The organism is Dickeya oryzae (assembly GCF_020406815.2).
In the GTDB taxonomy this organism is placed as follows: Bacteria; Pseudomonadota; Gammaproteobacteria; order Enterobacterales; family Enterobacteriaceae; genus Dickeya; species Dickeya oryzae.
The window spans coordinates 2,969,471-2,993,732 of sequence record NZ_CP162670.1 but is presented as its reverse complement, the minus strand read 5'-3'; the positions used below and the strand labels follow the sequence as shown (position 1 = coordinate 2,993,732).

Below are 24,262 nucleotides of genomic sequence, written 5' to 3'. Positions count from 1 at the left end.
CACGTGAGCATGGACATGAGTGCTTTTTATCAAACATTTTTTGATGAAGCAGATGAATTGTTGGCGGACATGGAGCAGCATCTATTGCAACTTGATCCGTTAGCGCCCGATACGGAACAGATGAATGCCATATTTCGTGCTGCTCACTCGATTAAAGGGGGCGCGGGAACGTTTGGTTTCACTGTATTACAGGAAACTACACATATACTAGAAAACCTGTTGGATGGTGCCAGACGCGGTGAAATGCGGCTGAGCACTGACATTATCAACCTGTTTTTGGAAACCAAAGATATCATGCAGGATCAGTTGGATGCTTACAAAACCGCGCAAGAGCCCAACGCCGAAAGCTTTGAGTATATCTGTCAGGCTCTGCGCCAGCTTGCTCTGGAGTCCAAAGAAAATGGTACTGCTGGAGCGGCCGCCCCTGTCAAAGCAGCAGAGGCCGAACAATCGGTTTCCGCATCCTCAGCTCCGGCGTCTGCCGGCAGCCACTCGGGATTGCGTATAGCCCTTACTAATCTGAAAGAGTCGGATATTCCTCAGTTAATTGAAGAGCTGGGTAATCTCGGAACAGTGAAGGACACCGTACAGACCAGTAACAGTGTTGAACTGACGCTCGATACATCAGCCAGCGAAGATGACATCAGCGCTGTATTGTGTTTTGTGCTGGAGCCAGATCAGATCAGCTTCAAGTCTGCTACTGGTGGGGCTCCAGCCCAAGCAGAGCCAGCGCCTGTCGCCGCAACGGAACCTGTCGAGCCTGCCCCTGCGGTTGCACCAGCTCAGCCTGCTGCACCGACTGCGGCTGCTGCTCCAGTGGCTAAGCCTGCTGGCGGTAATAATGAGGCCGCTAAAGGCAGACAGAAAACAGGTGATACCAGTATCCGTGTAGCGGTAGAAAAAGTTGACCAACTCATTAACCTGGTCGGCGAATTGGTTATCACTCAGTCTATGCTGGCACAGCGCTCCAGCGCTCTTGACCCTGTCGCACATGGCGATCTGCTCAATAGCATGGGGCAACTTGAGAGAAATGCTCGTGACCTGCAAGAATCGGTAATGTCCATCCGTATGATGCCGATGGAGTATGTATTCAGCCGTTTCCCACGTTTGGTTCGCGATCTGGCTGCTAAATTGGGTAAAGAAGTTGAACTGACCCTGCAAGGGAGTTCAACCGAACTGGATAAAAGCCTGATTGAACGCATCATTGACCCATTGACGCACCTCGTGCGTAACAGTCTCGATCACGGTATTGAATCACCTGAGAAGCGCATTGAATCGGGCAAACCTGCTGTAGGGAACCTGATACTGTCTGCGGAACATCAGGGCGGCAATATTTGCATTGAAGTGATTGACGACGGCGCTGGTCTGAATCGTGAACGTATTCTGGCTAAGGCATTGTCCCAAGGGATGGCTGTCAGTGAAAGCATGACGGATGAAGATGTCGGTATGCTGATCTTTGCTCCAGGTTTTTCTACCGCAGAGAAAGTGACCGATGTGTCAGGCCGCGGCGTTGGTATGGATGTGGTGAAACGGAATATTCAGGAAATGGGTGGGCATGTTGAAATCCATTTCGTGAAAGGTAAAGGAACGACGATTCGCATTCTGCTGCCGCTGACACTGGCCATACTTGATGGGATGTCCGTCAAGGTTAATGATGAAGTCTTTATACTTCCGCTTAACGCTGTGATGGAATCTCTGCAGCCTCAGTCTGAGGATTTGTATCCTCTGGCGGGGGGCGAGCGAGTGTTGCAGGTTCGTGGCGAATATCTGCCACTGGTTGAGCTGTATCAGGTATTCGATGTCGCCGGAGCAAAAACGGATGCCACTCAAGGTATCGTCGTTATTCTGCAGAGTGCTGGCCGTCGTTATGCCTTGCTGGTTGACCAGTTGATTGGTCAGCATCAGGTTGTTGTGAAAAACCTGGAAAGTAACTACCGCAAGGTGCCAGGCGTTTCAGCCGCAACTATTTTGGGTGATGGTAGCGTAGCGCTGATTGTGGATGTTTCTGCGTTGCAGGCGCTTTATCGGGAAAAGCGTGTGGTTGAAACCGCAGCTTAACAGCAAATTACAGCTATAGATTAAAGGTGAGAAACATGACTGGACTTGCAAATGTCACAAAATTAGCAGGCGAGACAGTAGGTCAGGAATTTTTGATTTTCACGCTGGGTGATGAAGAATACGGCGTGGATATTTTGAAGGTTCAAGAAATTCGCGGTTACGATCAAGTTACCCGTATTGCCAATACCCCTGAGTTTATTAAAGGTGTAACCAACCTGCGTGGCGTTATCGTACCGATTGTCGATTTGCGCATCAAATTCATGCAGCAGGAAGTCGACTATGATGACAATACTGTTGTTATCGTATTAAACCTGGGACAGCGGGTTGTGGGCATCGTGGTCGATGGCGTTTCTGATGTTCTGTCCCTGACAGCTGAACAAATTCGCCCGGCACCGGAGTTTGCTGTCACGCTGTCAACGGAATACCTCACCGGACTGGGTTCGTTGGGGGAACGTATGTTGATTCTGGTAGATATTGAAAGGCTACTCAGTAGCGAAGAAATGGCGCTGGTTGATAGCGTCATGAAGGTTTGATAAAAAAGCCATACTGGGCCACTTCGGTGGCCCATATCATTTATTACCCCCAATCTCTGGAAGTTAAAAGGCTGTAGAGATACCAAAGCATCAGGGATCGTTGCAATTAAGGTTTTAATATGCTGAATCGTATAAAAGTTGTTACTGGGCTAGTTATTATTCTTGGGTTATTTATTGCCCTACAAATCATTTCCGGCGGACTATTTTTCAATGCATTGAAGTCGGACAGAGATATCTTCACGACGACAAGAATTATTAACCAACAGAAATCAGAACTGGAGTCGACCTGGTCTTACTTATTGCAAACGCGTAACACGCTGAACCGTGCAGGAACGCGTTATGCGATGGACATATCTGGTGGGGTTTCCGGCGGGGTATCAGCAAAAGATCTGATTGAACTGGCGAAAAAGCAACTGGTTATCGCCAACACCCACTTTGCCAATTATGAAAAAATACCATATACGAATCAACAAGATCCTGCTATTGGTCAGGCGGTAAAAGATAATTATACCGCACTGAACAATGCATTAAGTGAGTTGATTGTTTTTATCTCTACCGGAAAACTGAAGGAGTTTTTTGATCAACCTACCCAAGGTTTTCAGGACCGGTTCGAGAAAGCTTATTATTCTTACAAAGACTCCTACGATAAAGTTTATGCCAATGCGGTAGAAGAGAATAATGCTTCTTATTCGACGGCATTGTGGTTGTTGGTTTCTGTCGCGATATTCGTTGTGGTTATGGCGTTGATCGTCTGGTTGGGTATCAACCGTTCTCTGGTTCAGCCACTGCACAACCTTATTGGGCATATTCGTCATATGGCGAAAGGTGATCTGACGACCCGGATTGATTTTCACGGCACAAATGAGATGGGCATTCTGGCTGATAGCCTGCGACATATGCAAACCGAGTTTTTTACGACGGTGAGTGCAGTTCGACAAAGTGCAGAGGCCATTTACACCGGTGCGTCGGAAATCAGTGCGGGTAACACTGACCTGTCGTCAAGAACGGAACAGCAGGCTGCCGCACTTGAAGAAACCGCTGCCAGCATGGAACAACTTACTTCTACCGTGAAGCAGAATGCTGAAAACGCACGTCAGGCGAGCCAACTGGCTTTGAGCGCGTCTGAGACTGCGCAAAAAGGTGGGAAAGTGGTCGATAATGTGGTGAAAACCATGCATAACATTGCGGGAAGCTCGCAGAAGATTGCTGATATCACCAGTGTGATCGACGGTATTGCGTTCCAGACTAATATTCTGGCGCTGAACGCTGCTGTTGAGGCCGCGAGAGCAGGGGAGCAGGGACGGGGCTTTGCCGTTGTTGCTGGTGAGGTTCGCAGTCTGGCCCAGCGCAGTGCGCAGGCGGCGAAAGAAATTAAGTCTCTGATTGAAGATTCGGTAAACCGGGTTGAAGAAGGCTCAGTACTGGTTGAAAGTGCCGGTGAAACAATGGGAGAGATAGTGGGTGCGGTGACCCGTGTGACTGACATCATGGGTGAAATTGCATCGGCTTCTGAAGAACAAAGCCGTGGTATCGATCAAGTCGGTCAGGCGGTGACAGAAATGGATCGGGTTACCCAGCAAAACTCTGCGTTGGTTGAGGAGTCTGCTTCTGCCGCTCACTCGCTCGAAGAGCAGGTTCGGGTACTGAATCAGGCGGTAGCGGTGTTCCGTTTATCAGGAAACAACGGTATGACAACCCAGCCTGCTGCGGTTGCTGCTTCAGCGCGCGTTGCCAGACCCGCCTTGCTGGCAACCTCAGTAACAACGGAGACAGAGAAAAAGGCCAGAACCAGTAAAACTACCGATAACTGGGAAACCTTTTAATCGTTTTTAGTGACTGCGTCGGGTGGGTCAGGATATGGCCCACCCGATTGATAGTTAAATAGTAATGGAAATTTATCCTGAGCAACGGTGTTGAGTATAAATTTTCGATTGGCTAATTTTTCATCTTTCAGCTCTATTTCTGATGAAAGTTGCATCACAGAACAGAAAAAATAGCTGATAACATCTATATTAGTGTTGCTTACTTAAGTTTTTTTTAAGGGATTTCGTGCACTAATAGTCCCGAGGCAGTACAGAGGAACTGACGGTTTTGAGACAAATGTTGCAGTTTTAATTTTTGTTGCCGTTATGACGCCTCTTTAGTTAAAGAAAGGTTTAATACAGCCGATTTATATAACTAATGCCAATTGTATAGGCGTATTTTAGCGAGCCTTAAAGGGCGACTCTCAGTCAGCAGCGTTGGCTGGTAACGATGGTGCTACTCGGGGTGTGTGGCGACGATGAAGATTGAATTGTTTTAGTGTGAACAATCTTCATGATGAACAATGTCAAAAGCATCAATTCAAACCATTGTGTGATTACCGCTATTAATTCGTCGGAAAAAGACGGATAAAAGCAAGTTTCCCGGTGGTATGTTGATAGATAGTGTTCATCGCGTGGCGAAGCTTGAGATAAGGCATTAGACCTGTAATAGTCATAATGGGAAGTCTGATTGAAAAACAATAAAATCATCTATCCATTTTCGGGCGGTCAGATATGAATAATACACCATCGCCAAATCGTTCAGGTTCTACATCTATTTTAAGTCAGATGGTTGAACGGTTGCCGCTGTCTGATGTTCACTTTCGGAGAATCAGTCAGCTCATCTATCAACGTGCTGGTATTGTGCTGGCCGACCATAAACGTGAAATGGTCTATAACCGCCTGGTTAGACGGTTGCGTTTGTTGGGAATCAATGATTTTGGTCAGTACCTCGCGCTGCTGGAGTCAGATCCTAACAGTGCTGAGTGGCAGGCATTCATCAATGCGTTAACAACGAATTTGACGGCATTTTTTCGCGAGGCTCACCATTTTCCTATCCTTGCTGAGCATGCCCGCAAACGGCAGCAGGGTGGGTACAGTATCTGGTGTACTGCAGCTTCTACCGGTGAAGAACCGTATTCTCTGGCTATGACGTTGGCGGAGGTTTATGGCGATCGTGCCAGCAACTGCCAGATAACAGCCAGTGATATTGATACACAAGTTTTAGAGAAAGCCTCTGCGGGTATTTATCGGCAGGAAGATCTCCGATCACTTTCTCCACAGCAGATGCAGCGCTTCTTTTTGCGTGGAACCGGGCCGCACAGTGGTCTGGTTCGGGTTCGTCCGGATCTGGCGAACATGATTCATTTTCAGCAAGTGAATCTATTGGCACCAGAATGGTCTGTACCTGCGCCTTTTGATGCGATCTTTTGTCGTAATGTGATGATTTATTTCGATAAAGAGACTCAGGAACGCATTTTGCGTCGTTTTGTTCCGCTACTTAAACCAGGCGGATTATTGTTTGCCGGACACTCAGAGAACTTCAGTCAGATCAGTCGGGAATTCTACCTGCGCGGGCAGACTGTTTATGGGCTGGCTAAGGAAAGATAATGAGCAAAATAAAAGTATTATGTGTTGATGATTCTGCCCTGATGCGGCAGATCATGACCGAAATTATTAATAGTCATCCCGATATGGAAGTGGTTGCTACTGCACCTGACCCATTGGTGGCACGCGATCTGATCAAGAAATTCAACCCGCAGGTGTTGACGCTTGATGTGGAAATGCCACGTATGGATGGCCTTGATTTTCTTGAGAAGTTAATGCGCCTTCGCCCAATGCCTGTGGTGATGGTGTCTTCGTTGACGGGGAAAGGTTCTGAAATTACTTTGCGGGCGCTTGAACTTGGGGCTATTGACTTTGTTACCAAGCCTCAATTGGGTATTCGCGAGGGGATGCTGGCATACAGTGAGCTGATTGCGGAAAAAATCCGTATGGCTGCCAAAGCACGCCTGCCGCAGCGTAGTACGGGTGTTGCACCTGCGGTATTGCTCCCCAGCATGCCGCTGCTGAGTAGTGAAAAGTTGATCGCAATTGGGGCGTCAACAGGCGGTACTGAAGCAATCCGACATGTTTTACAGCCGCTGCCGCCAACCAGCCCGGCATTACTGATTACTCAGCATATGCCGCCAGGATTTACCAAGTCTTTTGCTGAACGACTGAACAAGCTGTGTCAGATTACAGTAAAAGAAGCCGAAGATGGTGAACGTGTCCTGCCAGGGCATGCTTATATCGCACCTGGCGCTCGTCATCTTGAGCTGGCGCGTAGTGGCGCGAACTATCAGGTAAAACTGCATGATGGTCCGCCGGTCAATCGTCATCGTCCTTCTGTTGACGTACTGTTCCACTCTGTTGCACAGTACGCCGGACGAAATGCAGTAGGAGTAATCCTAACCGGCATGGGGAATGATGGTGCCGCAGGAATGCTGGAGCTTCATAATGCGGGGGCGTATACGATCGCGCAGAATGAAGCCAGTTGTGTAGTATTCGGTATGCCTCGAGAGGCTATTGCACTCGGTGGTGTCGATGAGGTGGTGGATTTGCACCAGGTGAGTCAGCGGATGCTGGCACAAGTTTCTGCCGGACAGGCATTACGTATATAGCAGCTCCGGGGTGAGCAATAATATTAGGAGTAGGTATGGCTGATAAAGAACTCAGATTTTTAGTAGTGGATGATTTTTCGACAATGCGTCGTATTGTTCGAAATCTACTAAAAGAACTGGGCTTCAACAATGTGGAAGAAGCGGAGGATGGCGCTGATGCTCTGAACAAACTTCGTTCAGGCGGTTTCGATTTTGTCATTTCTGACTGGAACATGCCTAATATGGACGGACTGGAACTGTTACAGGCTATCCGTGCCGACGGCGCGCTTTCCAAGCTCCCAGTGTTGATGGTAACCGCTGAAGCAAAGAAAGAGAATATTATTGCTGCAGCACAGGCTGGTGCCAGCGGTTATGTTGTTAAACCGTTTACTGCCGCTACGCTTGAAGAAAAGCTGAGTAAGATTTTCGAAAAGCTTGGTATGTAAGGAGATGCCATGAATCCACATCCGATGCCCATTAACGATCATGCGTCTGCTACAGAGATTATTTCTCGTATCGGGCAATTGACACGCATGCTGCGTGACAGCCTGAAAGAGCTTGGTTTAGATCAGGCTATCACCGAAGCGGCCGAAGCAATTCCTGATGCGCGTGATCGCCTTGATTATGTTGTTCAGATGACTGCGCAGGCTGCAGAGCGTGCATTGAGTTGTGTTGAAGCCGCCCAGCCTCGTCAGAACCAACTGGAAGAAGAATCTAAAGCCTTGAAAACCCGTTGGGATCAGTGGTTTGAGAATCCGATTGAACTCTCTGAGGCACGTGAGTTGGTTACCGATACGCGTAGCTACCTTGAGTCAGTCCCGGATCATACTGCGTTTACCAATGCCCAGTTACTGGAAATCATGATGGCACAGGATTTCCAGGACTTAACCGGGCAAGTTATTAAACGTATGATGGATGTTGTTCAGGAAATTGAAAAACAACTGCTGATGGTATTGCTGGAAAATATTCCAGAGAAACCGTCTGATGCACGTCGTGCGAATGAAGGTCTGCTTAACGGGCCTCAGGTTGATAAAACCGCTGCAGGTATTGTTTCCAATCAGGATCAGGTCGATGACCTGTTGGATAGCCTGGGTTTTTGATTTCACCCCGACACCCATTTCATCCTTCGTATGAGTGGGCATCGTGGCGTAAGGTATGTGGATTTTTACGGTCGGGCTTGTCCCGATCGTAAATTCCTGCCCCTTTTCTTATGCAATAAAATAAATAGCCACTTATTTTCTCCTTTGTTCTACCCATAAGAATTTGCCAGATTTTGTCATGCTAGCGTTGTATAACTTTATGTCAGCGAGCGTTAACAGGAGCGGCTCTAGTGGCAGATGATAGCGATCTGGAGAAAACAGAAGCTCCCACCCCCCAACGAACAGAAAAAGCCCGAGAAGAAGGTCAGATCCCCCGATCGAAGGAACTGACGTCAGTATTCATGCTGATTGCCGGCCTCGCTATTTTATGGGGATATGGGTCCAGTATGGCTGGCAGACTGTCTGATATGATGGCTAAAGGGCTGATTTTTGACCACGGTTTCATTAATGACGAACGGTTGATAATCGCCCATGTCGGTACGTTGCTCGAGCAGGCGGTGATGGCGCTTGTGCCTATCCTGTTTGGATTAGTATTGGTCGCCTTGGGTGCCCCCATACTGCTGGGTGGTCTAATTTTCAGTACTAAGGCGATAAGTTTCGATTTTGGTAAGATGAACCCGTTATCTGGGTTGAAGCGCATGTTTTCGACCCAGGTGTTGGCTGAGTTATTTAAAGCAATCCTTAAAGCCGTCATTGTCGGTCTTATTACTTTTTGGTTTCTCCGGCACAACTGGAATAGTATGTTGCACCTTGTGTCGGAACCCATGGGGATGGCGATAAAAGATGCGCTGAATATCGCGTTCTTGTGTTGTTTTTGGGTGATCCTCGGGCTGTTCCCTATGGTTGGCTTTGACGTGGCGTGGCAGATATGGAGTCACATTAAGCGGCTACGCATGAGCAAGCAGGAGATTCGTGACGAATACAAAGAGCACGAAGGGGATCCGCATATTAAAAACCGTATCCGCCAGCAGCAGCGGGCGATGGCACAACGCCGAATGATGTCAGATGTGCCGAAGGCAGACGTTATCGTCACCAACCCGACTCACTATGCTGTTGCGCTGAAGTATGATGAAAAGAAAATGAGTGCACCCCGAGTGCTGGCCAAAGGTGCTGATCGGATAGCCCAACGCATCCGTGAACTTGGTACAGAGAACCGTATCCCGATACTTGAAGCGCCGCCGTTGGCTCGAGCCCTTTACCGTCATACTGAAATTGGGCAGCAGATCCCGACCGGATTATATGCCGCTGTTGCCGAAGTGCTTTCGTGGGTCTATCAGCTCAAACGCTGGAAACGTGAAGGCGGATTGATTCCACGTAAACCTAAAAACTTACCTGTGCCGGATGCACTGGATTTTGCTAAAGAGAAAACAACCGATGGCTAACCTGGCCTCTTTACTTCGTCTACCTGGCAATATGAAAGGTTCGCAATGGCAGATTCTGGCAGGACCTGTTCTGATATTGCTCATCCTGTCGATGATGGTTCTGCCGCTGCCACCGTTTATTTTGGACCTGCTGTTTACGTTCAACATTGCACTGTCCATTATGGTGTTGCTGGTTGCAATGTTTACCCAGCGTACGCTCGATTTTGCGGCCTTTCCGACTATCTTGTTGTTTTCCACGCTATTGCGTTTGTCACTCAACGTTGCGTCCACTCGTATCATTCTAATGGAAGGGCATACCGGCGCGGGTGCGGCAGGGAGAGTGGTTGAAGCCTTTGGTCACTTCCTGGTCGGGGGTAATTTTGCCATCGGTATCGTGGTGTTTATTATCCTGGTCTTGATCAACTTCATGGTAATCACCAAGGGTGCTGGGCGTATCGCGGAAGTTGGCGCACGCTTTACTCTGGATGGAATGCCCGGTAAACAAATGGCGATTGATGCTGATTTGAACGCCGGGTTGATTGGTGAGGATGAAGCAAAAAAACGTCGCTCTGAAGTCACCCAGGAAGCGGATTTCTATGGCTCCATGGACGGTGCGAGTAAGTTCGTACGTGGTGATGCTATCGCCGGGCTGATGATCATGGCCATCAACATCATCGGTGGCTTACTGGTAGGCGTCGTTCAGCACGATATGGTGCTGGGGCAGGCTGTTCAAAACTACACGCTTCTGACCATCGGTGATGGTCTGGTTGCACAAATTCCGGCGCTGGTGATTTCAACCGCTGCCGGTGTGATTGTGACCCGGGTTAGTACCGATCAGGATGTCGGTCAACAGATGGTGACCCAACTGTTCAATAACCCACGTGTCATGATCTTAAGTGCGGGGGTGTTGGGACTGATTGGTCTGGTTCCTGGTATGCCTAACTTTGTCTTCCTGCTGTTTACCGCAACGCTGTTGGGGTTAGCCTGGTGGATAAAGAAAGGAGGGGAGAATAAAGCCGCATTTGCAGCGACGGAGGCGGCGGCTGCCACTCCTACAACACCACCGGTGATAGAAGCCAGTTGGTCTGACGTTCAACTGGAAGACCCTCTTGGTATGGAAGTGGGATATCGTCTGATACCTATGGTGGATTTCCAGCAAAACGGTGAGTTACTTGGACGTATTCGCAGTATCCGTAAGAAGTTTGCCCAGGAAATGGGGTTCCTCCCACCGGTGGTGCATATTCGGGATAACCTGGACTTGCAGCCGGCCAGCTATCGCATCCTGATGAAAGGTGTTGAGATTGGTAGCGGTGAAGCACATCCGGGGCGTTGGATGGCGATTAACCCCGGTAATGCGGTGGGTGCGCTACCGGGAGATTTAACGAAAGATCCCGCTTTTGGTTTGCCTGCGGTCTGGATAGAAAGTGCATTGAAGGAGCAGGCACAAACGCAAGGATTTACCGTAGTTGAAGCCAGTACAGTAGTGGCGACTCACCTGAATCATTTGCTTAGCTTGCATGCCAGTGAGTTGTTTGGCCGCCAGGAAGCGCAACAACTGATGGACCGCGTATCTCAGGAAATGCCAAAGCTAACCGAGGATTTTATCCCAGGCGTGGTGACGTTAACCACGTTACACAAAGTATTGCAGAATTTGTTAAGCGAGCAGGTATCGATTCGCGATATGCGCACGGTCATCGAAACGCTGGCTGAACATGCGGCAGTGCAAACGGATCCTAATGAGCTGACGACGGCTGTACGTATTGCACTTGGACGGGCCATCACTCAGCAATGGTTCCCAGGTGATACGGAACTTCAGGTCATCGGTCTTGATGGCGCGCTGGAGCGTTTGCTACTGCAAGCGCTTCAGGGAGGAGGCGGTCTGGAACCTGGATTGAGTGACAGGTTACTGGATCAGGCTCGGCAGGCATTGCAACGGCAGGAAGCATTGGGTGCGCCGCCAGTGTTGTTGGTCAACCATGCACTGCGTGGGCTATTGTCGCGATTCCTGCGCCGCAGTCTGCCGCAAATTGCCGTACTGTCGAACCTTGAGATTAGCGATAGTCGTCAAATCAGAATGACATCAATGATTGGTGGCGAACTTTCCTGATGAAAAAAATCATGATGGCCGTGTTTTGGGGGATGACTGCAGCAATATCATCGCCCGTTGTCTATGCTCAGCAAGGCGGCTGGAATGCCAGTCTGACAGGGCCATCATTTCAATACAAAGGGATGTTAGCATCTTCCCCTGCTTTTCTTCCTCCCTCTGGATTGGGTGTTACCCCCACCCAATCCGTCACCGTGGTTTACTGGCGATATCAATTGAAATCGCCCGCACCGATAGATTTGGCTGTTAAGCTCTGTGCGGCTAATCGATGCATTAATCTGGATGGTGCCAGCGGGCAAACCTACGGACTGCAAGGTATACCGGCAAATAGTGAATTTAGAATGCTATTTTATGTGCCCGGTTCCGGGCGTATGGCAACGTCGGTTGATGTAGCATCTAACGAGATATCAGTAAACTACAAGTAACCCATTAGTGATGAACGGCAGCAGCTCATCTGTGGATTCAGCTGTGTAGTGAGTAAGCAGAAAAGACCTAATGAGGTCAGATGCTAATCCGACGACCAGAAATTGAATTACTCCGTGACTGACCATCAGGCCCATACAGAGACTGCGCATGACGTGGTTTTAGTACCGCCAATGCTTTTTCATTATGATCAAGGTGGTAACCAAGCAACAACCCATTGTGCTGGTTTTTATCACGCAGTGCTTCACTTAACGCGGTAATCTGTTGCCAGACGTGAGCCACAGCAGGATGGGAGCTGTAGGGGGCTTTTACTCGCAATGCAGACTCGCCCTGAAGACGAATCTTATCCAAATGCTGGATAGTGGCTAACAATGAACTTTTTCTATCGGTGATCACTTGCAGAGCGGGGCCATCAACATGACCAGCACAGAGCAACGACTGCTCGTCAGACAACACGGCTTCGAGTTCACGCATGTTGAGCAGAAGTTGCTCTAGCAGCTTTACAAGTTTTTCCATTGAATTACTCGCCTGAAATCAAGTCCTGCGCATTTTTGATTAATGCGTCAGCAATTTTACCGACGTTCATTTTTAATGAACCGTCACGAATAGCCTGTTTCAGCGTTTCAACACGCTGTACGTCGATATCCTGGGCAGATGGCTGCATCAGTTTAGACTGAGCGTCACTCAACTTAACCTGAGTACCCGTCACAGAACTTTGCTGCCCGGCTTCTTCTTTACGCTTTAATTTTGCCACATCGCCAGTATCCCGAGGCTGAACCTGGCTTACCGGTTTGACTGACTGGGTCCGATCAATGCTCATGGTAGTGTGCTCATGTCATAAAAGGTATAAATGATGATAATCAGTGAGATAGATTTAACTGCCCACTCAGGTTGCTAACTTGACCAGCATTATCATCAGCGACTATGTTCATCATATCGGCAGTATTGAGCATTACTTTAGCAAATTATTGTGAGATCAGAATAATCCCATCCCCGTTCGCGATACCAGAAACAACCTGTCCTGACGCTGTACGGGCTCTTGCCTGCTGTCCTGATGCCGCATTGTTCATTGCCTTCCCTTCGCTGCGCACACTAAAGCCATCTCCCTGCGCAAGAATCTGGACGTTTTGCCCGGCACGGATCACCCAGGGCTTCCTGATCATGACCTGGGTGATGGCCTGACCGGGGGCAATATCTCGCAACGCGACGGCCCCTTGAACGTCTTCTTGTGTAAACAAGGCATGAGGCGGCAGTTGGTCTATCCTGCCGCGGACCATCCGGATATCTCCTGATGCCAGCTCGGTACCCCGGCTAATTGGGGCTGCTGCCGCCACATAATTCCCGGTAACCTGTACTTCAACCTGAACAAAACGCCTGTCCTGATTGCAGCGCACTGACACGGAAAGGTTACCCCACATCCTTGCGTTTCCTGGCAATGAAATCTGTGGGTTGTCACAGACGAGCCATTGCGCTTCGGGCGTTTTCACGACAACGTTCACCGTATTGGATGAGCCTTTAAAATTATCCGAAAAGAAACGGGATAACTGTGATGCAAGATCGGCAGCATTCACCAGTATCGGGGCAAACAGCAAACCCAAAATCGATAACTGTATGTATTTTCTGATATCCAGCATCCGTTTTATGCTCTCTCAAACCCAGTTAATTTCACGCTACCAGTGTAACGGCACTTGCTTACAGTTAAGGCAATAAATAGCGCTTCATTTTATGTCTATTCTTGCGATGATTTTTGCAGGATGAGAATTATCCTACGCAGACTAAAGTTTAAATTGCGGAGGGAGCATGCTCGATAAATTGGATGCGGCGCTACGGTTTCAGCAAGAAGCGTTGAATCTCCGTGCCCAGCGTCAGGAGATTCTGGCGGCTAACATTGCTAACGCCGATACCCCTGGTTATCAGGCGCGTGACATTGATTTCGCCAGCGAACTGAACAAGGTCATGGAGCAAGGGCGTACCAGCCCTCAATCCGTCTCGCTGAGCCTGACGTCTACACGCCACATTCCTGCGCAGGCTGTAGAACCACCTTCGCTCGATCTGCTCTACCGCGTGCCGACTCAACCTGCGCTTGATGGCAACACTGTTGATATGGATCGCGAGCGTACCAATTTCGCGGACAACAGTCTCAAGTATCAAAGTAGCCTGACTCTCATCAGCGGGCAGATTAAAGGGATGATGTCGGTACTGCAGTCCGGGTCATCATAACAGTTTGGTGACAGATATAAGGTTGATGTCTCATGTCGTTACTTAATATTTTCGATATTTCCGGCTCGGCGCTTTCTGCCCAGTCTCAGCGCCTTAACGTTAGCGCCAGTAACCTGGCTAACGCCGACAGCGTTACAGGCCCTGATGGTCAGCCTTATCGCGCCAAGCAGGTGGTTTTTGAGGTCGATGCGGCTCCGGGGCAGGCGACCGGTGGTGTGAAAGTCGCTAAGGTGGTTGAAGATCCTTCTCCGGAAAAACTGGTCTATCAGCCGGGTAATCCGCTGGCCGATGCCAAAGGCTATGTCCGCATGCCGAATGTGGATCCTGTCAATGAGATGGTGAACACCATTTCAGCATCCCGAAGCTATCAGGCGAACGTGGAAGTATTGAATACCACAAAATCGATGATGCTAAAGACTCTCACTATTGGTCAGTAATCTGGAGAAATCATGGCTACTACCTCTTCTGTCAGTAGTGCTCAAAGTACGACATCGACGACGTCGACATCGTCTATTAGCGGAAGCAGTGCTGCTGACCTACAGAACAGCTTTTTGACTCTGCTGGTTGCTCAGTTGAAGAATCAGGATCCCACAAATCCGATGGATAACAACCAACTGGTTTCACAGCTGGCACAGTTAAACACGGTGAGTGGTATCGAAAAACTGAACACCACCCTCGGTTCTATCTCTACGCAAATCAATAGCAATCAATCTATCCAGGCCGCCTCATTAATTGGTCATGGTGTTTTGGTGCCCGGTACCAGCGTATTGGTGGGTAAAGAAACCACCACACCGTTTGGTGTTGAACTGGAAAGTGCAGCGGATAGCGTTAGCGTCAACGTCACTGACAGCTCAGGGAAAGTGATTCGCACCATTGATCTGGGAGCGTTGAGCGCCGGGGTTCATGCATATTCCTGGGATGGCAAGGCTACTGATGGTACAACGGCACCGGATGGTTCTTATACTATCTCGGTGTCTGCGACCTCAAACGGTACTCAACAGGTTGTTCAGGCTCTGAATTATGCCTATGTGAATGGTGTTGTGACCAATAGCAGCGGTGCATTGCTGGATTTGGGTCTAAGTGGTCAGTCCACGTTGGATAATGTACGCCAGATTTTGTAGCAGTTACGGATATAACGCGCGTCACTTTTTAGTGAATAACAGTTCATCAATATTCAGGAGAGCATCATGAGCTTTTCTCAGGCGGTCAGTGGCTTAAACGCTGCCTCTAGTAATCTGGACGTCATTGGTAACAACATTGCCAACTCCGCTACTGTTGGCTTTAAAGCCAGCAATATCTCTTTTGCCGATATGTACGCGGGCTCCAACGTAGGCTTGGGTACCAAAGTCGCGTCCGTACTGCAGGATTTCGGCAACGGTTCCATCAACAATACGTCTCGTGCGCTTGACGTAGCCATCAACGGTAACGGTTTTTATCGTTTGCTTGATACTAACGGTAGCGTGGTTTATAGCCGTAACGGCCAGTTCACGTTGGACAGCAGCCGTAATATCGTCAACTCACAGGGCCTGCAATTGACGGGGTATCCCGCCACCGGTACACCACCGACCATTCAACAGGGTGCAAGTCCGGTTGCGCTAAGTATTCCCGAAACGACAATGTCGGCTAAAGCGACGTCGACGGCTTCGATTATTGCCAACCTGAACTCTTCTGATAGCACCAATACCTGGAACGCAACCGACCCGACCAACACCTCAAACTACAAAGGTTCTATTACGACCTACGACAGTTTGGGTAACGCACACAACTTCGGGCTGTATTTCGTGAAAACCGCTGCTAACAGTTGGGACGTGTACGCACAGGACACCAGCATTAGCGGTGCCGGTTTCCAGGGGCCGACGACATTGTCTTTCAATAGTAGTGGTGCACTGACGACCACCACACCTGCAACCATCAGTATGGCGACACTGAACGGTTCTGCCGCCAGTACCTTTACGCTTGCCTTTACCGGTACGGTACAGCAGAACAGCGGTTCCAACAGTACTAAGACCCCAACACAGGATGGTTATGCGCCGGGCGAACTGACCGGTTACAGCATCAGCAACGATGGTACCGTTGTCGGTTCTTACTCCAACTCGAAAACTCAGGTACTCGGTCAGATTGCACTGGCTAGCTTTGCTAACCCGGAAGGGCTGTCTCCTCAGGGGGATAACGTTTGGGCGGCAACCAGCAATTCTGGTCAGGCGGTAGTCGGTCTGGCGGGTTCTGGTAACCTCGGGAAGCTGGTAGGCAAGGCAACAGAAAGTTCTAACGTTGATATGAGTAAAGAGCTGGTTAATATGATCGTTGCTCAGCGTAACTATCAGTCAAATGCTCAGACGATCAAAACGCAGGATCAGATACTCAACACGTTGGTTAACCTGCGTTAATTATCATAACGAGGATATTGCATGGATCACGCTATCTATACAGCGATGGGCGCGGCAAGTCAGACGCTGGAGCAGCAAGCTGTTACGTCGCATAACATGGCTAACGCCTCTACGCCGGGCTTCCGCGCGCAACTGGCTGCGATGCGTGCCGTGCCAATCCAGGGGGTTACGAATGAAACCCGCACACTGGTAGTGTCCTCGACACCTGGGGTGGATACCACCCCGGGTTCTATGGATTACACCGGGCGTTCTATGGATGTTGCACTTTCTCAGGACGGCTGGCTGGCAGTACGGGCCGCGGACGGCAGTGAGGCCTATACCCGTAATGGGAATATGGAGATTAACTCCAACGGGCAACTGACCGTTCAGGGTAAACTGGTCATGGGTGATGGCGGACCGATCGAGGTTCCACCGCAGACCCAACTGACTATCGGCCCCGACGGCACCATTAACGCCTTGAATCCCAGTGATGCCGCTAATACGGTCACTCAGATCGGGCGTTTGAAACTGGTCAAAGCGACAGCCAATGAAGTGGTTCGTGGTGATGACGGTTTCTTCCGTGTATCCCCTGCTGTGCAGCAGCAGCGTGGTGCAGTACTGCAGAATGACGCTACGGTCAGAGTCATGCCTGGGGTTCTGGAAGGTAGTAACGTCAATACGGTTGAGTCGATGGTGGAAATGATCTCCAACTCACGCCGTTTTGAGATGCAGATGAAAGTGATTAGCAGCGTTGACGATAATACGCAGCGTGCTAATCAGATACTTGCGATGAATTAAGTGCCCTTGCGCACAGGAGTGACTCGATGATCCGTTCTTTATGGATTGCCAAAACCGGTCTGAACGCCCAGCAAACCAATATGGATGTCATATCCAACAACCTGGCAAACGTCAGTACCAACGGTTTTAAACGTCAGCGTGCCGTATTTGAAGACCTGATGTATCAAACTGTACGCCAGCCGGGGGCGCAGTCTTCTGAACAGACCACTTTGCCCTCAGGTCTGCAACTGGGGACGGGTGTGCGTCCGGTGTCGACCGAGCGTATCCACACTCAAGGGGGGTTGACTGAAACCGGTAACGCTAAAGACCTGGCAATCAACGGCGCAGGTTTCTTTCAGGTATTGATGCCAGATGGCACAACTCAGTATACCCGTGATGGTTCTTTTCAACTGGACTCGAATGGTCAGTTGGTGACATCCAGCGGTTTTCAGGTTCAGCCTGCGATCACTATTCCAGCGAATGCGACCAATATTACGGTTGGTCGTGACGGTGTGGTGACCGTGACTCAGCAAGGGCAAACTGCACCCGTTCAGGTCGGACAGCTCAACCTGGCCATGTTTATCAACGAAGCTGGATTGCAGAATATGGGTGAAAACCTGTATGCAGAAACGGCCAGTTCCGGTGCCCCGACCCAGAGTACGCCTGGATTGAATGGCGCAGGTCTGATTATGCAAAAATATGTTGAAACATCGAACGTGAATGTGGCTGAAGAACTGGTCTCCATGATTCAGACTCAGCGTGCGTATGAAATCAACAGTAAGGCCATCTCGTCCACGGACCAGATGCTGCAAAAACTGACCCAGTTGTAATCTTTCCTGGGTAGCGTTTGTGTATAAGATAGGGTGGCTTTTTACTGATTTGCGTGTAGCGCGCAAATGGGTGAAGTAGCCACCTTGATTCAATATGTGGATAGGTTACTGAAAGTAAGGCGATATCCGTAGTGATGATGAATACGAAGTCGGTTGCCGCATTGCAGCCGTGTCGGCCCCGGTTGCTGGCATACGTGATGATGTTAACACTGTCCGGTTGCGCCTATGTACCTCATGATAAGGTTGTCACTGGACCAACGACAGCGCAACCTGCATCGCCGTTACAGGCTATCCCTAATGGGTCTATTTTCCAGACCGGTCAGGCGATGAATTACGGATATCAGCCGATGTTTGAGGATCGTCGACCGAGAAACGTCGGGGATACGCTGACTATCGTGTTGCAGGAAAACGTCAGTGCCAGCAAGAACTCGTCGGCGAATGCCAGCCGGGATGCATCCAGCTCCTTTGGTATGACCACGACACCACGTTTACTTGAAGGGCCTTTGGGCAACAACCGGGCGGCACTTGATGCTACCGGTAAAGATGCGTTTACCGGGAAGGGCGGAGCTAACGCGAATAATACCTTCACTGGCACAATCACCGTGACGGTCGATCAGGTGCTGACAAACGGCAATTTGCATGTCGTTGGTGAGAAACAAATCGCCGTTAATCAGGGAACCGAGTTTATTCGTTTCTCTGGGGTGGTAAACCCAAGGACTATCAGCGGCAGCAACACCGTGCCGTCGACGCAAGTGGCGGACGCGCGTATGGAATATGTGGGTAATGGCTACATTAACGAAACGCAGACCATGGGCTGGCTGCAGCGCTTCTTCCTTAATGTTTCGCCGTTCTAAATTGATGAGGCACATAATGCGGATCACTTCAGTTTTTACTCTTTTTCTTGCTTTGCTGGTGATGGTGGCTCCGCCAGCATCAGCTGAGCGTATCCGCGATTTGGTGACGATTCAGGGGGTGCGTGATAACGCACTCATCGGTTATGGTCTGGTGGTAGGGCTTGATGGTACAGGTGACCAGACTACTCAGACGCCGTTCACCACTCAAAGTTTGAATAACATGCTATCCCAATTGGGGATAACCGTACCTGCCGGCACCAATATGCAGTTGAAAAACGTAGCGGCAGTAATGGTAACGGCTAAATTGCCGCCGTTTGCTCGCGCAGGGCAGACTGTCGATGTGGTTGTTTCTTCTATGGGTAATGCCAAGAGCCTGAGAGGCGGTACATTGCTGATGACGCCGCTGAAGGGTGTAGACAATCAGGTCTATGCCATCGCACAAGGTAACCTTTTGATCGGTGGCGCGGGTGCGGCGGCTGGTGGTAGCAGTGTTCAGGTCAACCAGTTATCAGGTGGTCGTATTAGCGGTGGTGCGATTATTGAACGTGAGCTACCGAACACCTTTGGGACCGGCAATACGATCATGCTGCAGTTGAATCAAGACGATTTCACTATGGCGCAGAGTATTAGTGATGCGATTAACCGTTTCGGTCGTGGCGGTTCGGCGGCACCGCTGGATTCACGCACCGTAAGAGTTATCGTACCTGCTGGTAACAGTGCTCAGGTTCGCTTCCTGGCGGATATGCAGAATATCGAAGTCAATGTCGGTACGCTGGATGCCAAAGTCATCGTCAATTCCCGTACCGGCTCAGTGGTGATGAACCGCAATGTCCAACTGGAAAATTGTGCCGTTGCACAGGGCAATCTGTCGGTGACTATCAATCAACAGAATGTGGTGAGTCAGCCAAATACACCGCTGGCTGGTGGGCAGACGGTCGTTACGCCGCAAACGGAAATTTCTATGCGTCAGGAAGGTGGAGCATTACAGCGCGTGAACTCGAGTGCTAACCTCAACAGTGTAGTTAGAGCCTTGAACTCACTTGGTGCCACACCCATGGATTTGATGTCAATTCTTCAGGCAATGGAAAGTGCAGGTTGCCTGAGAGCGAAGCTGGAAATCATCTGATGAGTGACATGAAGACGTTTAACAACCCGGCTTATGAAACACAGTCGCTTAACGCGCTAAAGCGGGATGTATCGAGCCATCCCCAGAGCCGGGAAGGGATCCGTGCTGTGGCCAAGCAGTTGGAAGGCGTCTTCGTGCAAATGATGATGAAGAGCATGCGTGATACGCTACCGAAGGATGGTATGTTCAGTAGTGATCAGACGCGTATGATCACCTCAATGTATGACCAGCAGTTGGCTCAACAAATGTCGTCAGGCAAAGGGGTAGGACTGGCCGCTGTTATTGAAAAACAGATGATGGGGCAGGGTATAGTCGGAATTGAGCAACCTGCACCATCGACGCCATTTAAGCCTGATGGTCAACTGGCTCGCAATATGCCTTCATTTGCCGTGGAGCAGATGGTGCGTAAAGCGATGCCTAAGCTATCGGAAAAGTCATCACCATTGCCCATGAGCAGTGCTGATTTTATTTCGCGTTTGTCCACACCCGCCATGCTGGTTAGTCAGCAAAGTGGTATTCCACATCACCTCATTATGGCTCAGGCCGCTCTTGAATCGGGTTGGGGACAGCATGAAATCCCTACCACCGATGGGCGTCGTAGCCACAACATTTTCGGTATTAAGGCTGGTAGCAACTGGGATGGACCGGTCACGGAAATCACCACGACAGAGTACGAACAAGGTGTTGCCAAAAAAGTCACTGCTGCTTTCCGCGTGTATGGTTCTTATCTGGAAGCGTTGAATGATTATGCCAAACTGTTAACTCAGAATCCCCGTTATGCTGGCGTGTCTGCGGCGGCAACGGCGGAACAGGCCGCGGTAGCATTACAGCAGGCGGGGTATGCGACGGATCCAGCTTATGCGAAGAAGCTGGTCAGCATGATCCAGCAGATGAAAAATACAGGTGAAAAGGCAGTTCAGGCCTATACACATGATCTGAGCGGGATTTTCTAATTTTTCTCAAGTTTTCAGCCCGCTTGCCGATAGTTATACAAGTTAATTTATAACGGCGATATCTTTTTGTGCCCGGCAATAGGTTGTGCCCTGTCTGCGCATGAGTAAGAGTAAAAGGAACCCAGCATGTCCAATTTGATTAACACCGGAATGAGTGGTTTGAGTGCAGCACAAGCGGCACTGAGCACTGTCAGTAACAACATCAGTAATCAGGCTGTTGCAGGGTATAGCCGTCAAAACGCGCTGTTGGCACAGAATAATGGTACAACGACCTCTGCCGGTTACATTGGTAACGGGGTGACGGTTGTCAGCATTAACCGTGATTACAACGATTTTATCGCCAAGCAGTTGCGTGCGGCGCAGGCAACCAGTAGCGCGACGACTTCTTATTACGACCAGATTTCCAAAATTGACAACCTGCTATCGAGCAGTTCATCCAGCTTGTCAACTTCTATTCAGGATTTCTTTAAGAACCTGCAGAACCTGACCAGTAACTCCAGTGATTCGTCCGTTCGTCAGACTGTGTTGGGTAAAGCCAATGCGTTGGTCAACCAGTTCAAAATCACCGATCAGTATTTGCGTGATATGGACAGCAACATCAATGGCGAGCTCTCCGTCACAGTGACGCAGATTAACACTTATGCCCAGCAAATCGCCAATATCAACGATCAGATTGTGCGCTTGAAAGGCGCGAATAATGGCGCGGCGCCAAATGATTTGCTGGACCAACGTGACTCATTGGTTGATTCGTTGAACAAGCTGGTTGGTGTCGATGTCGCGGTTCAGGATGGCGATATGTACAACGTCTCGCTGAAAAACGGCCTGACACTGGTACAAGGTAAAAGCTTTAATACGCTTGTTGCGACGACATCCAGCACTGACCCTACCCGTACTACCGTTGCTTACAACGATGCTATTGCTGGTGTGAGTGAAGTGAAAGAGAGCACGATTACCGGTGGCTCTCTCGGCGGGCTACTTAATTTCCGTACCAGTACGCTCGATAGCGCCCGTAACCAATTAGGCCAGATGGCGTTGGCGTTTACTGATGCTTTCAACCAGCAACACAAAGCCGGTTTTGACTTGAACAACGCCCAGGGTGGGGACTTCTTTGGCGTCGGTTCGTCCGTCACATTGAAAAGCGCTAAAAATACGTCTGCTGCGGAGCTGAGTTCTTCCTATCTCAGTGATACGTACTCGATGCAGTACAACGGAACGTCCTGGAGTGTTACCCGGTCTGACGGTACCACTGCCAGCTCAACGTTGTCGGGTTCGGCGTTAACGTTTGATGGTTTCACTATCGATATTTCCGGTTCCGCCGCGTCGGGGGATACCTTCAGCTTCAAAGTATCACCGGGACAGTCTTCCATTTCGCAAACTGCGCCAGCGACAGCCTCGGCTGCGTCGCTGACACGCAATGATAACAACTACATCAAAGCGAGCGATTACACCGTTAAATTCGTAGGTCCAGCTGCCAGCGACTGGTCGATTACCCGTCTGTCAGATGGCGCTGATTTGTCTTCTTCTGCCACCTATGCCGCAGCCAGTGGGTCTACACCCGCCAGTCTGATTTTTGATGGTATGAAATTAGATATCACCGGTACACCAGCGGCTAAAGACGTGTTTACTGTGAAAGGTGTGCGCGATGTCGTCGTTGGTATGTCTGTTGTCATCTCAGATTCTTCCAAGATAGCAGCGGCGGGTTCTTCGCTAACCTCTACCGGTGGTGGGGTTAGTGATAACACGAATGCTAAAGCATTACTGAATTTGCAGACGGTTAAAGTCGTTGAAGGTAAATCGAGTATCAGTCAGGCATATGCCAGTCTGGTTGGGGACATTGGTAACAAGACGAGTACGGCTAAGGTGACTGATACATCTCAGAAGAACGTGGTGTCGCAGTTAACCACGGAGCAGCAGTCTGTGTCTGGTGTAAACCTGGATGAAGAGTACGGTGATCTTGTTCGTTACCAACAGTACTACATGGCCAATGCCAAGGTAATCCAGACGGCTTCGACGATCTTTGATTCCCTGTTGGCGATCCGTAGCTAAGTTTGTGACGATAAAATCAGTAAGGAAATAGATTATGCGACTGAGTACCAGTATTATTTTTCAGCAAGGCATGCAGGGCGTCACAGACGGGCTGTCAAATTTCAGCAAGACGGGTCAACAGTTAGCCAGTAATACCCGGGTGGTGAACCCTTCTGATGATCCGATTGCGGCCTCTAAAGCGGTAATGGTCAACCAGGCTCAGGCTCAAAACGATCAATATTCTTTGGCGCGTACATTTGCCGAAAATGGCATGAATAGTGAGCTTTCTGTACTGACTAACGTTGCGACTGCATTGACCAGCGCCAGTACCACACTGTTAAGTGCTGATGGTACAAAGAATGATAACGATCGTCAGCTCATCGCTACCTCTTTGCGTGGCTTGAAAGCTCAGTTGCTCAACCTGGGGAACAGCACCGACGGTAATGGTAATTTTATCTTCGGCGGTTACAAGACCGATGCTCAACCGTTTACTACCAATGCTGCCGGTACAGTGAGCTATGTTGGTGGTACTCAGGCTATTTCTCAGCAGGTGGATGCGGATCGCGTCATGACGGTCGGGCATATCGGGTCAGACGTATTTAATAACGCTAGCGGTACCGCGGATATCTTTGGTGCTCTGGACAGTGCGATTAGTGCGTTGGAAACACCGCTGGAAGGGGCAACGGATGCGGTAAAGGCTGCCAATACGGCGTCTATCAACGCGGCTAGCCAGAACCTCAAAAATGCGCTGACGAATGTTTCTTCTGCGCAAGCCACCTTGGGCGTTCAGTTGCAGGAAGTCGATACATTGAACAGTATTGGTACTGATCGCAGCAATGCCAATAAGCAAACATTGAGCGATTTGGTTGATATCGATATGGTCGCAACCATCTCCACATACATGATGCAACAGCAATCCTTGCAAGCATCATATAAAGCATTTAGCGATATGCAGGGCCTCTCGCTGTTCCAGCTAAACAAATAATATGGAATAGCGGTCCAGTATTTGGATACGCTTAAACCGGGCGTATTCTTTTTGGCATGTCATCCTTCATAAGATGACATGCTTTTTTTTATTGTGCGCAGTG

Annotated in this window: 24 protein-coding genes; 21 read left to right on the top strand and 3 right to left on the bottom strand. The window is 49.6% G+C overall.

Annotated features, from left to right (window positions below; genetic code table 11):
• Positions 1-15 precede the first annotated feature (15 nt).
• From cheA to LF929_RS13160, 10 genes are all read left to right on the top strand, one after another.
• Positions 16-2,058 carry a chemotaxis protein CheA gene (cheA, locus tag LF929_RS13205; protein WP_193744499.1) on the top strand — a complete coding sequence of 681 codons (2,043 nt, stop codon included), beginning with the start codon at positions 16-18 and terminating at the stop codon, positions 2,056-2,058.
• Positions 2,059-2,093: 35 nt separating this feature from the next.
• On the top strand, positions 2,094-2,591 hold the full coding sequence (cheW, locus tag LF929_RS13200) for a chemotaxis protein CheW (protein WP_016940926.1): 498 nt from the start codon (positions 2,094-2,096) through the stop codon (positions 2,589-2,591).
• 119 nt (positions 2,592-2,710) lie between these two features.
• Positions 2,711-4,414 carry a methyl-accepting chemotaxis protein gene (locus tag LF929_RS13195; RefSeq protein WP_038907550.1) on the top strand — a complete coding sequence of 568 codons (1,704 nt, stop codon included), beginning with the start codon at positions 2,711-2,713 and terminating at the stop codon, positions 4,412-4,414.
• A gap of 714 nt (positions 4,415-5,128) precedes the next feature.
• The gene (cheR, locus tag LF929_RS13190) at positions 5,129-6,004 is read left to right on the top strand and encodes a protein-glutamate O-methyltransferase CheR (protein ID WP_016940924.1); all 876 of its coding nucleotides are present in this window, start codon (positions 5,129-5,131) and stop codon (positions 6,002-6,004) included.
• Positions 6,004-7,056, top strand: coding sequence for a chemotaxis response regulator protein-glutamate methylesterase (locus LF929_RS13185; protein WP_038907551.1), 1,053 nt, complete (start codon positions 6,004-6,006; stop codon positions 7,054-7,056). Before cheR ends, LF929_RS13185 begins: the two co-directional genes overlap by 1 nt.
• A gap of 35 nt (positions 7,057-7,091) precedes the next feature.
• On the top strand, positions 7,092-7,481 hold the full coding sequence (gene cheY, locus LF929_RS13180; protein ID WP_012884205.1) for a chemotaxis response regulator CheY: 390 nt from the start codon (positions 7,092-7,094) through the stop codon (positions 7,479-7,481).
• 9 nt (positions 7,482-7,490) lie between these two features.
• Entirely contained in the window at positions 7,491-8,135 is a 645-nt protein-coding gene (cheZ, locus tag LF929_RS13175; RefSeq protein WP_012884206.1) for a protein phosphatase CheZ, read from the top strand.
• A 230-nt stretch (positions 8,136-8,365) separates the two neighbouring features.
• The gene (gene flhB, locus LF929_RS13170) at positions 8,366-9,517 is read left to right on the top strand and encodes a flagellar biosynthesis protein FlhB (RefSeq protein WP_038904952.1); all 1,152 of its coding nucleotides are present in this window, start codon (positions 8,366-8,368) and stop codon (positions 9,515-9,517) included.
• On the top strand, positions 9,510-11,603 hold the full coding sequence (flhA, locus tag LF929_RS13165) for a flagellar biosynthesis protein FlhA (protein ID WP_038907553.1): 2,094 nt from the start codon (positions 9,510-9,512) through the stop codon (positions 11,601-11,603). The genes flhB and flhA overlap by 8 nt, the downstream gene beginning before the upstream one ends.
• The gene (locus tag LF929_RS13160; RefSeq protein WP_050570658.1) at positions 11,603-12,025 is read left to right on the top strand and encodes a flagellar protein FlhE; all 423 of its coding nucleotides are present in this window, start codon (positions 11,603-11,605) and stop codon (positions 12,023-12,025) included. Before flhA ends, LF929_RS13160 begins: the two co-directional genes overlap by 1 nt.
• Before the next feature lie 76 nt (positions 12,026-12,101).
• On the opposite strand, the gene LF929_RS13155 is transcribed toward LF929_RS13160, so the two are convergent.
• From LF929_RS13155 to flgA, 3 genes are all read right to left on the bottom strand, one after another.
• On the bottom strand, positions 12,102-12,539 hold the full coding sequence (locus LF929_RS13155; protein ID WP_038907554.1) for a flagella synthesis protein FlgN: 438 nt from the start codon (positions 12,537-12,539) through the stop codon (positions 12,102-12,104).
• 4 nt (positions 12,540-12,543) lie between these two features.
• A complete protein-coding gene (flgM, locus tag LF929_RS13150) occupies positions 12,544-12,843 on the bottom strand; it encodes a flagellar biosynthesis anti-sigma factor FlgM (RefSeq protein WP_038904947.1) in 300 nt (99 codons plus the stop codon).
• A 145-nt stretch (positions 12,844-12,988) separates the two neighbouring features.
• A complete protein-coding gene (gene flgA / locus LF929_RS13145) occupies positions 12,989-13,657 on the bottom strand; it encodes a flagellar basal body P-ring formation chaperone FlgA (protein WP_038907555.1) in 669 nt (222 codons plus the stop codon).
• Between the two features lie 166 nt (positions 13,658-13,823).
• Between flgA and flgB the strand changes: the two genes are divergently transcribed.
• The 11 genes from flgB (at position 13,824) to flgL (ending at position 24,159) form a co-directional block, all read left to right on the top strand.
• Positions 13,824-14,243 (top strand): flagellar basal body rod protein FlgB, encoded by a 420-nt coding sequence (gene flgB / locus LF929_RS13140; protein WP_038904945.1) that lies wholly within the window; start codon positions 13,824-13,826, stop codon positions 14,241-14,243.
• A gap of 32 nt (positions 14,244-14,275) precedes the next feature.
• The gene (gene flgC / locus LF929_RS13135) at positions 14,276-14,680 is read left to right on the top strand and encodes a flagellar basal body rod protein FlgC (RefSeq protein ID WP_012769280.1); all 405 of its coding nucleotides are present in this window, start codon (positions 14,276-14,278) and stop codon (positions 14,678-14,680) included.
• Positions 14,681-14,692: 12 nt separating this feature from the next.
• Positions 14,693-15,364 carry a flagellar hook assembly protein FlgD gene (gene flgD / locus LF929_RS13130; RefSeq protein ID WP_038907557.1) on the top strand — a complete coding sequence of 224 codons (672 nt, stop codon included), beginning with the start codon at positions 14,693-14,695 and terminating at the stop codon, positions 15,362-15,364.
• Positions 15,365-15,430: 66 nt separating this feature from the next.
• Positions 15,431-16,630, top strand: a complete 1,200-nt coding sequence (gene flgE, locus LF929_RS13125; protein WP_038904943.1) for a flagellar hook protein FlgE — start codon at positions 15,431-15,433, stop codon at positions 16,628-16,630.
• Between the two features lie 21 nt (positions 16,631-16,651).
• The gene (locus LF929_RS13120) at positions 16,652-17,407 is read left to right on the top strand and encodes a flagellar basal body rod protein FlgF (RefSeq protein WP_038904942.1); all 756 of its coding nucleotides are present in this window, start codon (positions 16,652-16,654) and stop codon (positions 17,405-17,407) included.
• Between the two features lie 26 nt (positions 17,408-17,433).
• Positions 17,434-18,216 carry a flagellar basal-body rod protein FlgG gene (gene flgG / locus LF929_RS13115; RefSeq protein WP_012884217.1) on the top strand — a complete coding sequence of 261 codons (783 nt, stop codon included), beginning with the start codon at positions 17,434-17,436 and terminating at the stop codon, positions 18,214-18,216.
• Between the two features lie 137 nt (positions 18,217-18,353).
• Positions 18,354-19,070, top strand: a complete 717-nt coding sequence (locus LF929_RS13110) for a flagellar basal body L-ring protein FlgH (RefSeq protein WP_033581297.1) — start codon at positions 18,354-18,356, stop codon at positions 19,068-19,070.
• Between the two features lie 16 nt (positions 19,071-19,086).
• Positions 19,087-20,196 carry a flagellar basal body P-ring protein FlgI gene (locus LF929_RS13105; RefSeq protein WP_038904941.1) on the top strand — a complete coding sequence of 370 codons (1,110 nt, stop codon included), beginning with the start codon at positions 19,087-19,089 and terminating at the stop codon, positions 20,194-20,196.
• On the top strand, positions 20,196-21,149 hold the full coding sequence (flgJ, locus tag LF929_RS13100; RefSeq protein ID WP_038904940.1) for a flagellar assembly peptidoglycan hydrolase FlgJ: 954 nt from the start codon (positions 20,196-20,198) through the stop codon (positions 21,147-21,149). The genes LF929_RS13105 and flgJ overlap by 1 nt, the downstream gene beginning before the upstream one ends.
• Before the next feature lie 126 nt (positions 21,150-21,275).
• Positions 21,276-23,195 (top strand): flagellar hook-associated protein FlgK, encoded by a 1,920-nt coding sequence (gene flgK / locus LF929_RS13095; RefSeq protein WP_210174256.1) that lies wholly within the window; start codon positions 21,276-21,278, stop codon positions 23,193-23,195.
• 34 nt (positions 23,196-23,229) lie between these two features.
• On the top strand, positions 23,230-24,159 hold the full coding sequence (gene flgL, locus LF929_RS13090) for a flagellar hook-associated protein FlgL (protein WP_210174257.1): 930 nt from the start codon (positions 23,230-23,232) through the stop codon (positions 24,157-24,159).
• Positions 24,160-24,262 lie beyond the last annotated feature (103 nt).

Bases quoted from the DNA above. Each gene is read 5' to 3' on its own strand.
- LF929_RS13185 (WP_038907551.1), top strand. From the start codon at position 6,004: ATGAGCAAAATAAAAGTATTATGTGTTGATGATTCTGCCCTGATGCGG.
- flhA (WP_038907553.1), top strand. From the start codon at position 9,510: ATGGCTAACCTGGCCTCTTTACTTCGTCTACCTGGCAATATGAAAGGT.
- flgJ (WP_038904940.1), top strand. From the start codon at position 20,196: ATGAGTGACATGAAGACGTTTAACAACCCGGCTTATGAAACACAGTCG.
- cheW (WP_016940926.1), top strand. From the start codon at position 2,094: ATGACTGGACTTGCAAATGTCACAAAATTAGCAGGCGAGACAGTAGGT.
- LF929_RS13195 (WP_038907550.1), top strand. From the start codon at position 2,711: ATGCTGAATCGTATAAAAGTTGTTACTGGGCTAGTTATTATTCTTGGG.
- flgD (WP_038907557.1), top strand. From the start codon at position 14,693: ATGGCTACTACCTCTTCTGTCAGTAGTGCTCAAAGTACGACATCGACG.
- cheA (WP_193744499.1), top strand. From the start codon at position 16: ATGAGTGCTTTTTATCAAACATTTTTTGATGAAGCAGATGAATTGTTG.
- cheY (WP_012884205.1), top strand. From the start codon at position 7,092: ATGGCTGATAAAGAACTCAGATTTTTAGTAGTGGATGATTTTTCGACA.
- flgB (WP_038904945.1), top strand. From the start codon at position 13,824: ATGCTCGATAAATTGGATGCGGCGCTACGGTTTCAGCAAGAAGCGTTG.
- flgM (WP_038904947.1), bottom strand. From the start codon at position 12,843: ATGAGCATTGATCGGACCCAGTCAGTCAAACCGGTAAGCCAGGTTCAG.
- LF929_RS13105 (WP_038904941.1), top strand. From the start codon at position 19,087: ATGCGGATCACTTCAGTTTTTACTCTTTTTCTTGCTTTGCTGGTGATG.
- flgG (WP_012884217.1), top strand. From the start codon at position 17,434: ATGATCCGTTCTTTATGGATTGCCAAAACCGGTCTGAACGCCCAGCAA.
- LF929_RS13120 (WP_038904942.1), top strand. From the start codon at position 16,652: ATGGATCACGCTATCTATACAGCGATGGGCGCGGCAAGTCAGACGCTG.
- cheR (WP_016940924.1), top strand. From the start codon at position 5,129: ATGAATAATACACCATCGCCAAATCGTTCAGGTTCTACATCTATTTTA.
- cheZ (WP_012884206.1), top strand. From the start codon at position 7,491: ATGAATCCACATCCGATGCCCATTAACGATCATGCGTCTGCTACAGAG.
- LF929_RS13155 (WP_038907554.1), bottom strand. From the start codon at position 12,539: ATGGAAAAACTTGTAAAGCTGCTAGAGCAACTTCTGCTCAACATGCGT.
- flgE (WP_038904943.1), top strand. From the start codon at position 15,431: ATGAGCTTTTCTCAGGCGGTCAGTGGCTTAAACGCTGCCTCTAGTAAT.
- flgA (WP_038907555.1), bottom strand. From the start codon at position 13,657: ATGCTGGATATCAGAAAATACATACAGTTATCGATTTTGGGTTTGCTG.
- flgK (WP_210174256.1), top strand. From the start codon at position 21,276: ATGTCCAATTTGATTAACACCGGAATGAGTGGTTTGAGTGCAGCACAA.
- LF929_RS13160 (WP_050570658.1), top strand. From the start codon at position 11,603: ATGAAAAAAATCATGATGGCCGTGTTTTGGGGGATGACTGCAGCAATA.
- flgC (WP_012769280.1), top strand. From the start codon at position 14,276: ATGTCGTTACTTAATATTTTCGATATTTCCGGCTCGGCGCTTTCTGCC.
- flgL (WP_210174257.1), top strand. From the start codon at position 23,230: ATGCGACTGAGTACCAGTATTATTTTTCAGCAAGGCATGCAGGGCGTC.
- LF929_RS13110 (WP_033581297.1), top strand. From the start codon at position 18,354: ATGAATACGAAGTCGGTTGCCGCATTGCAGCCGTGTCGGCCCCGGTTG.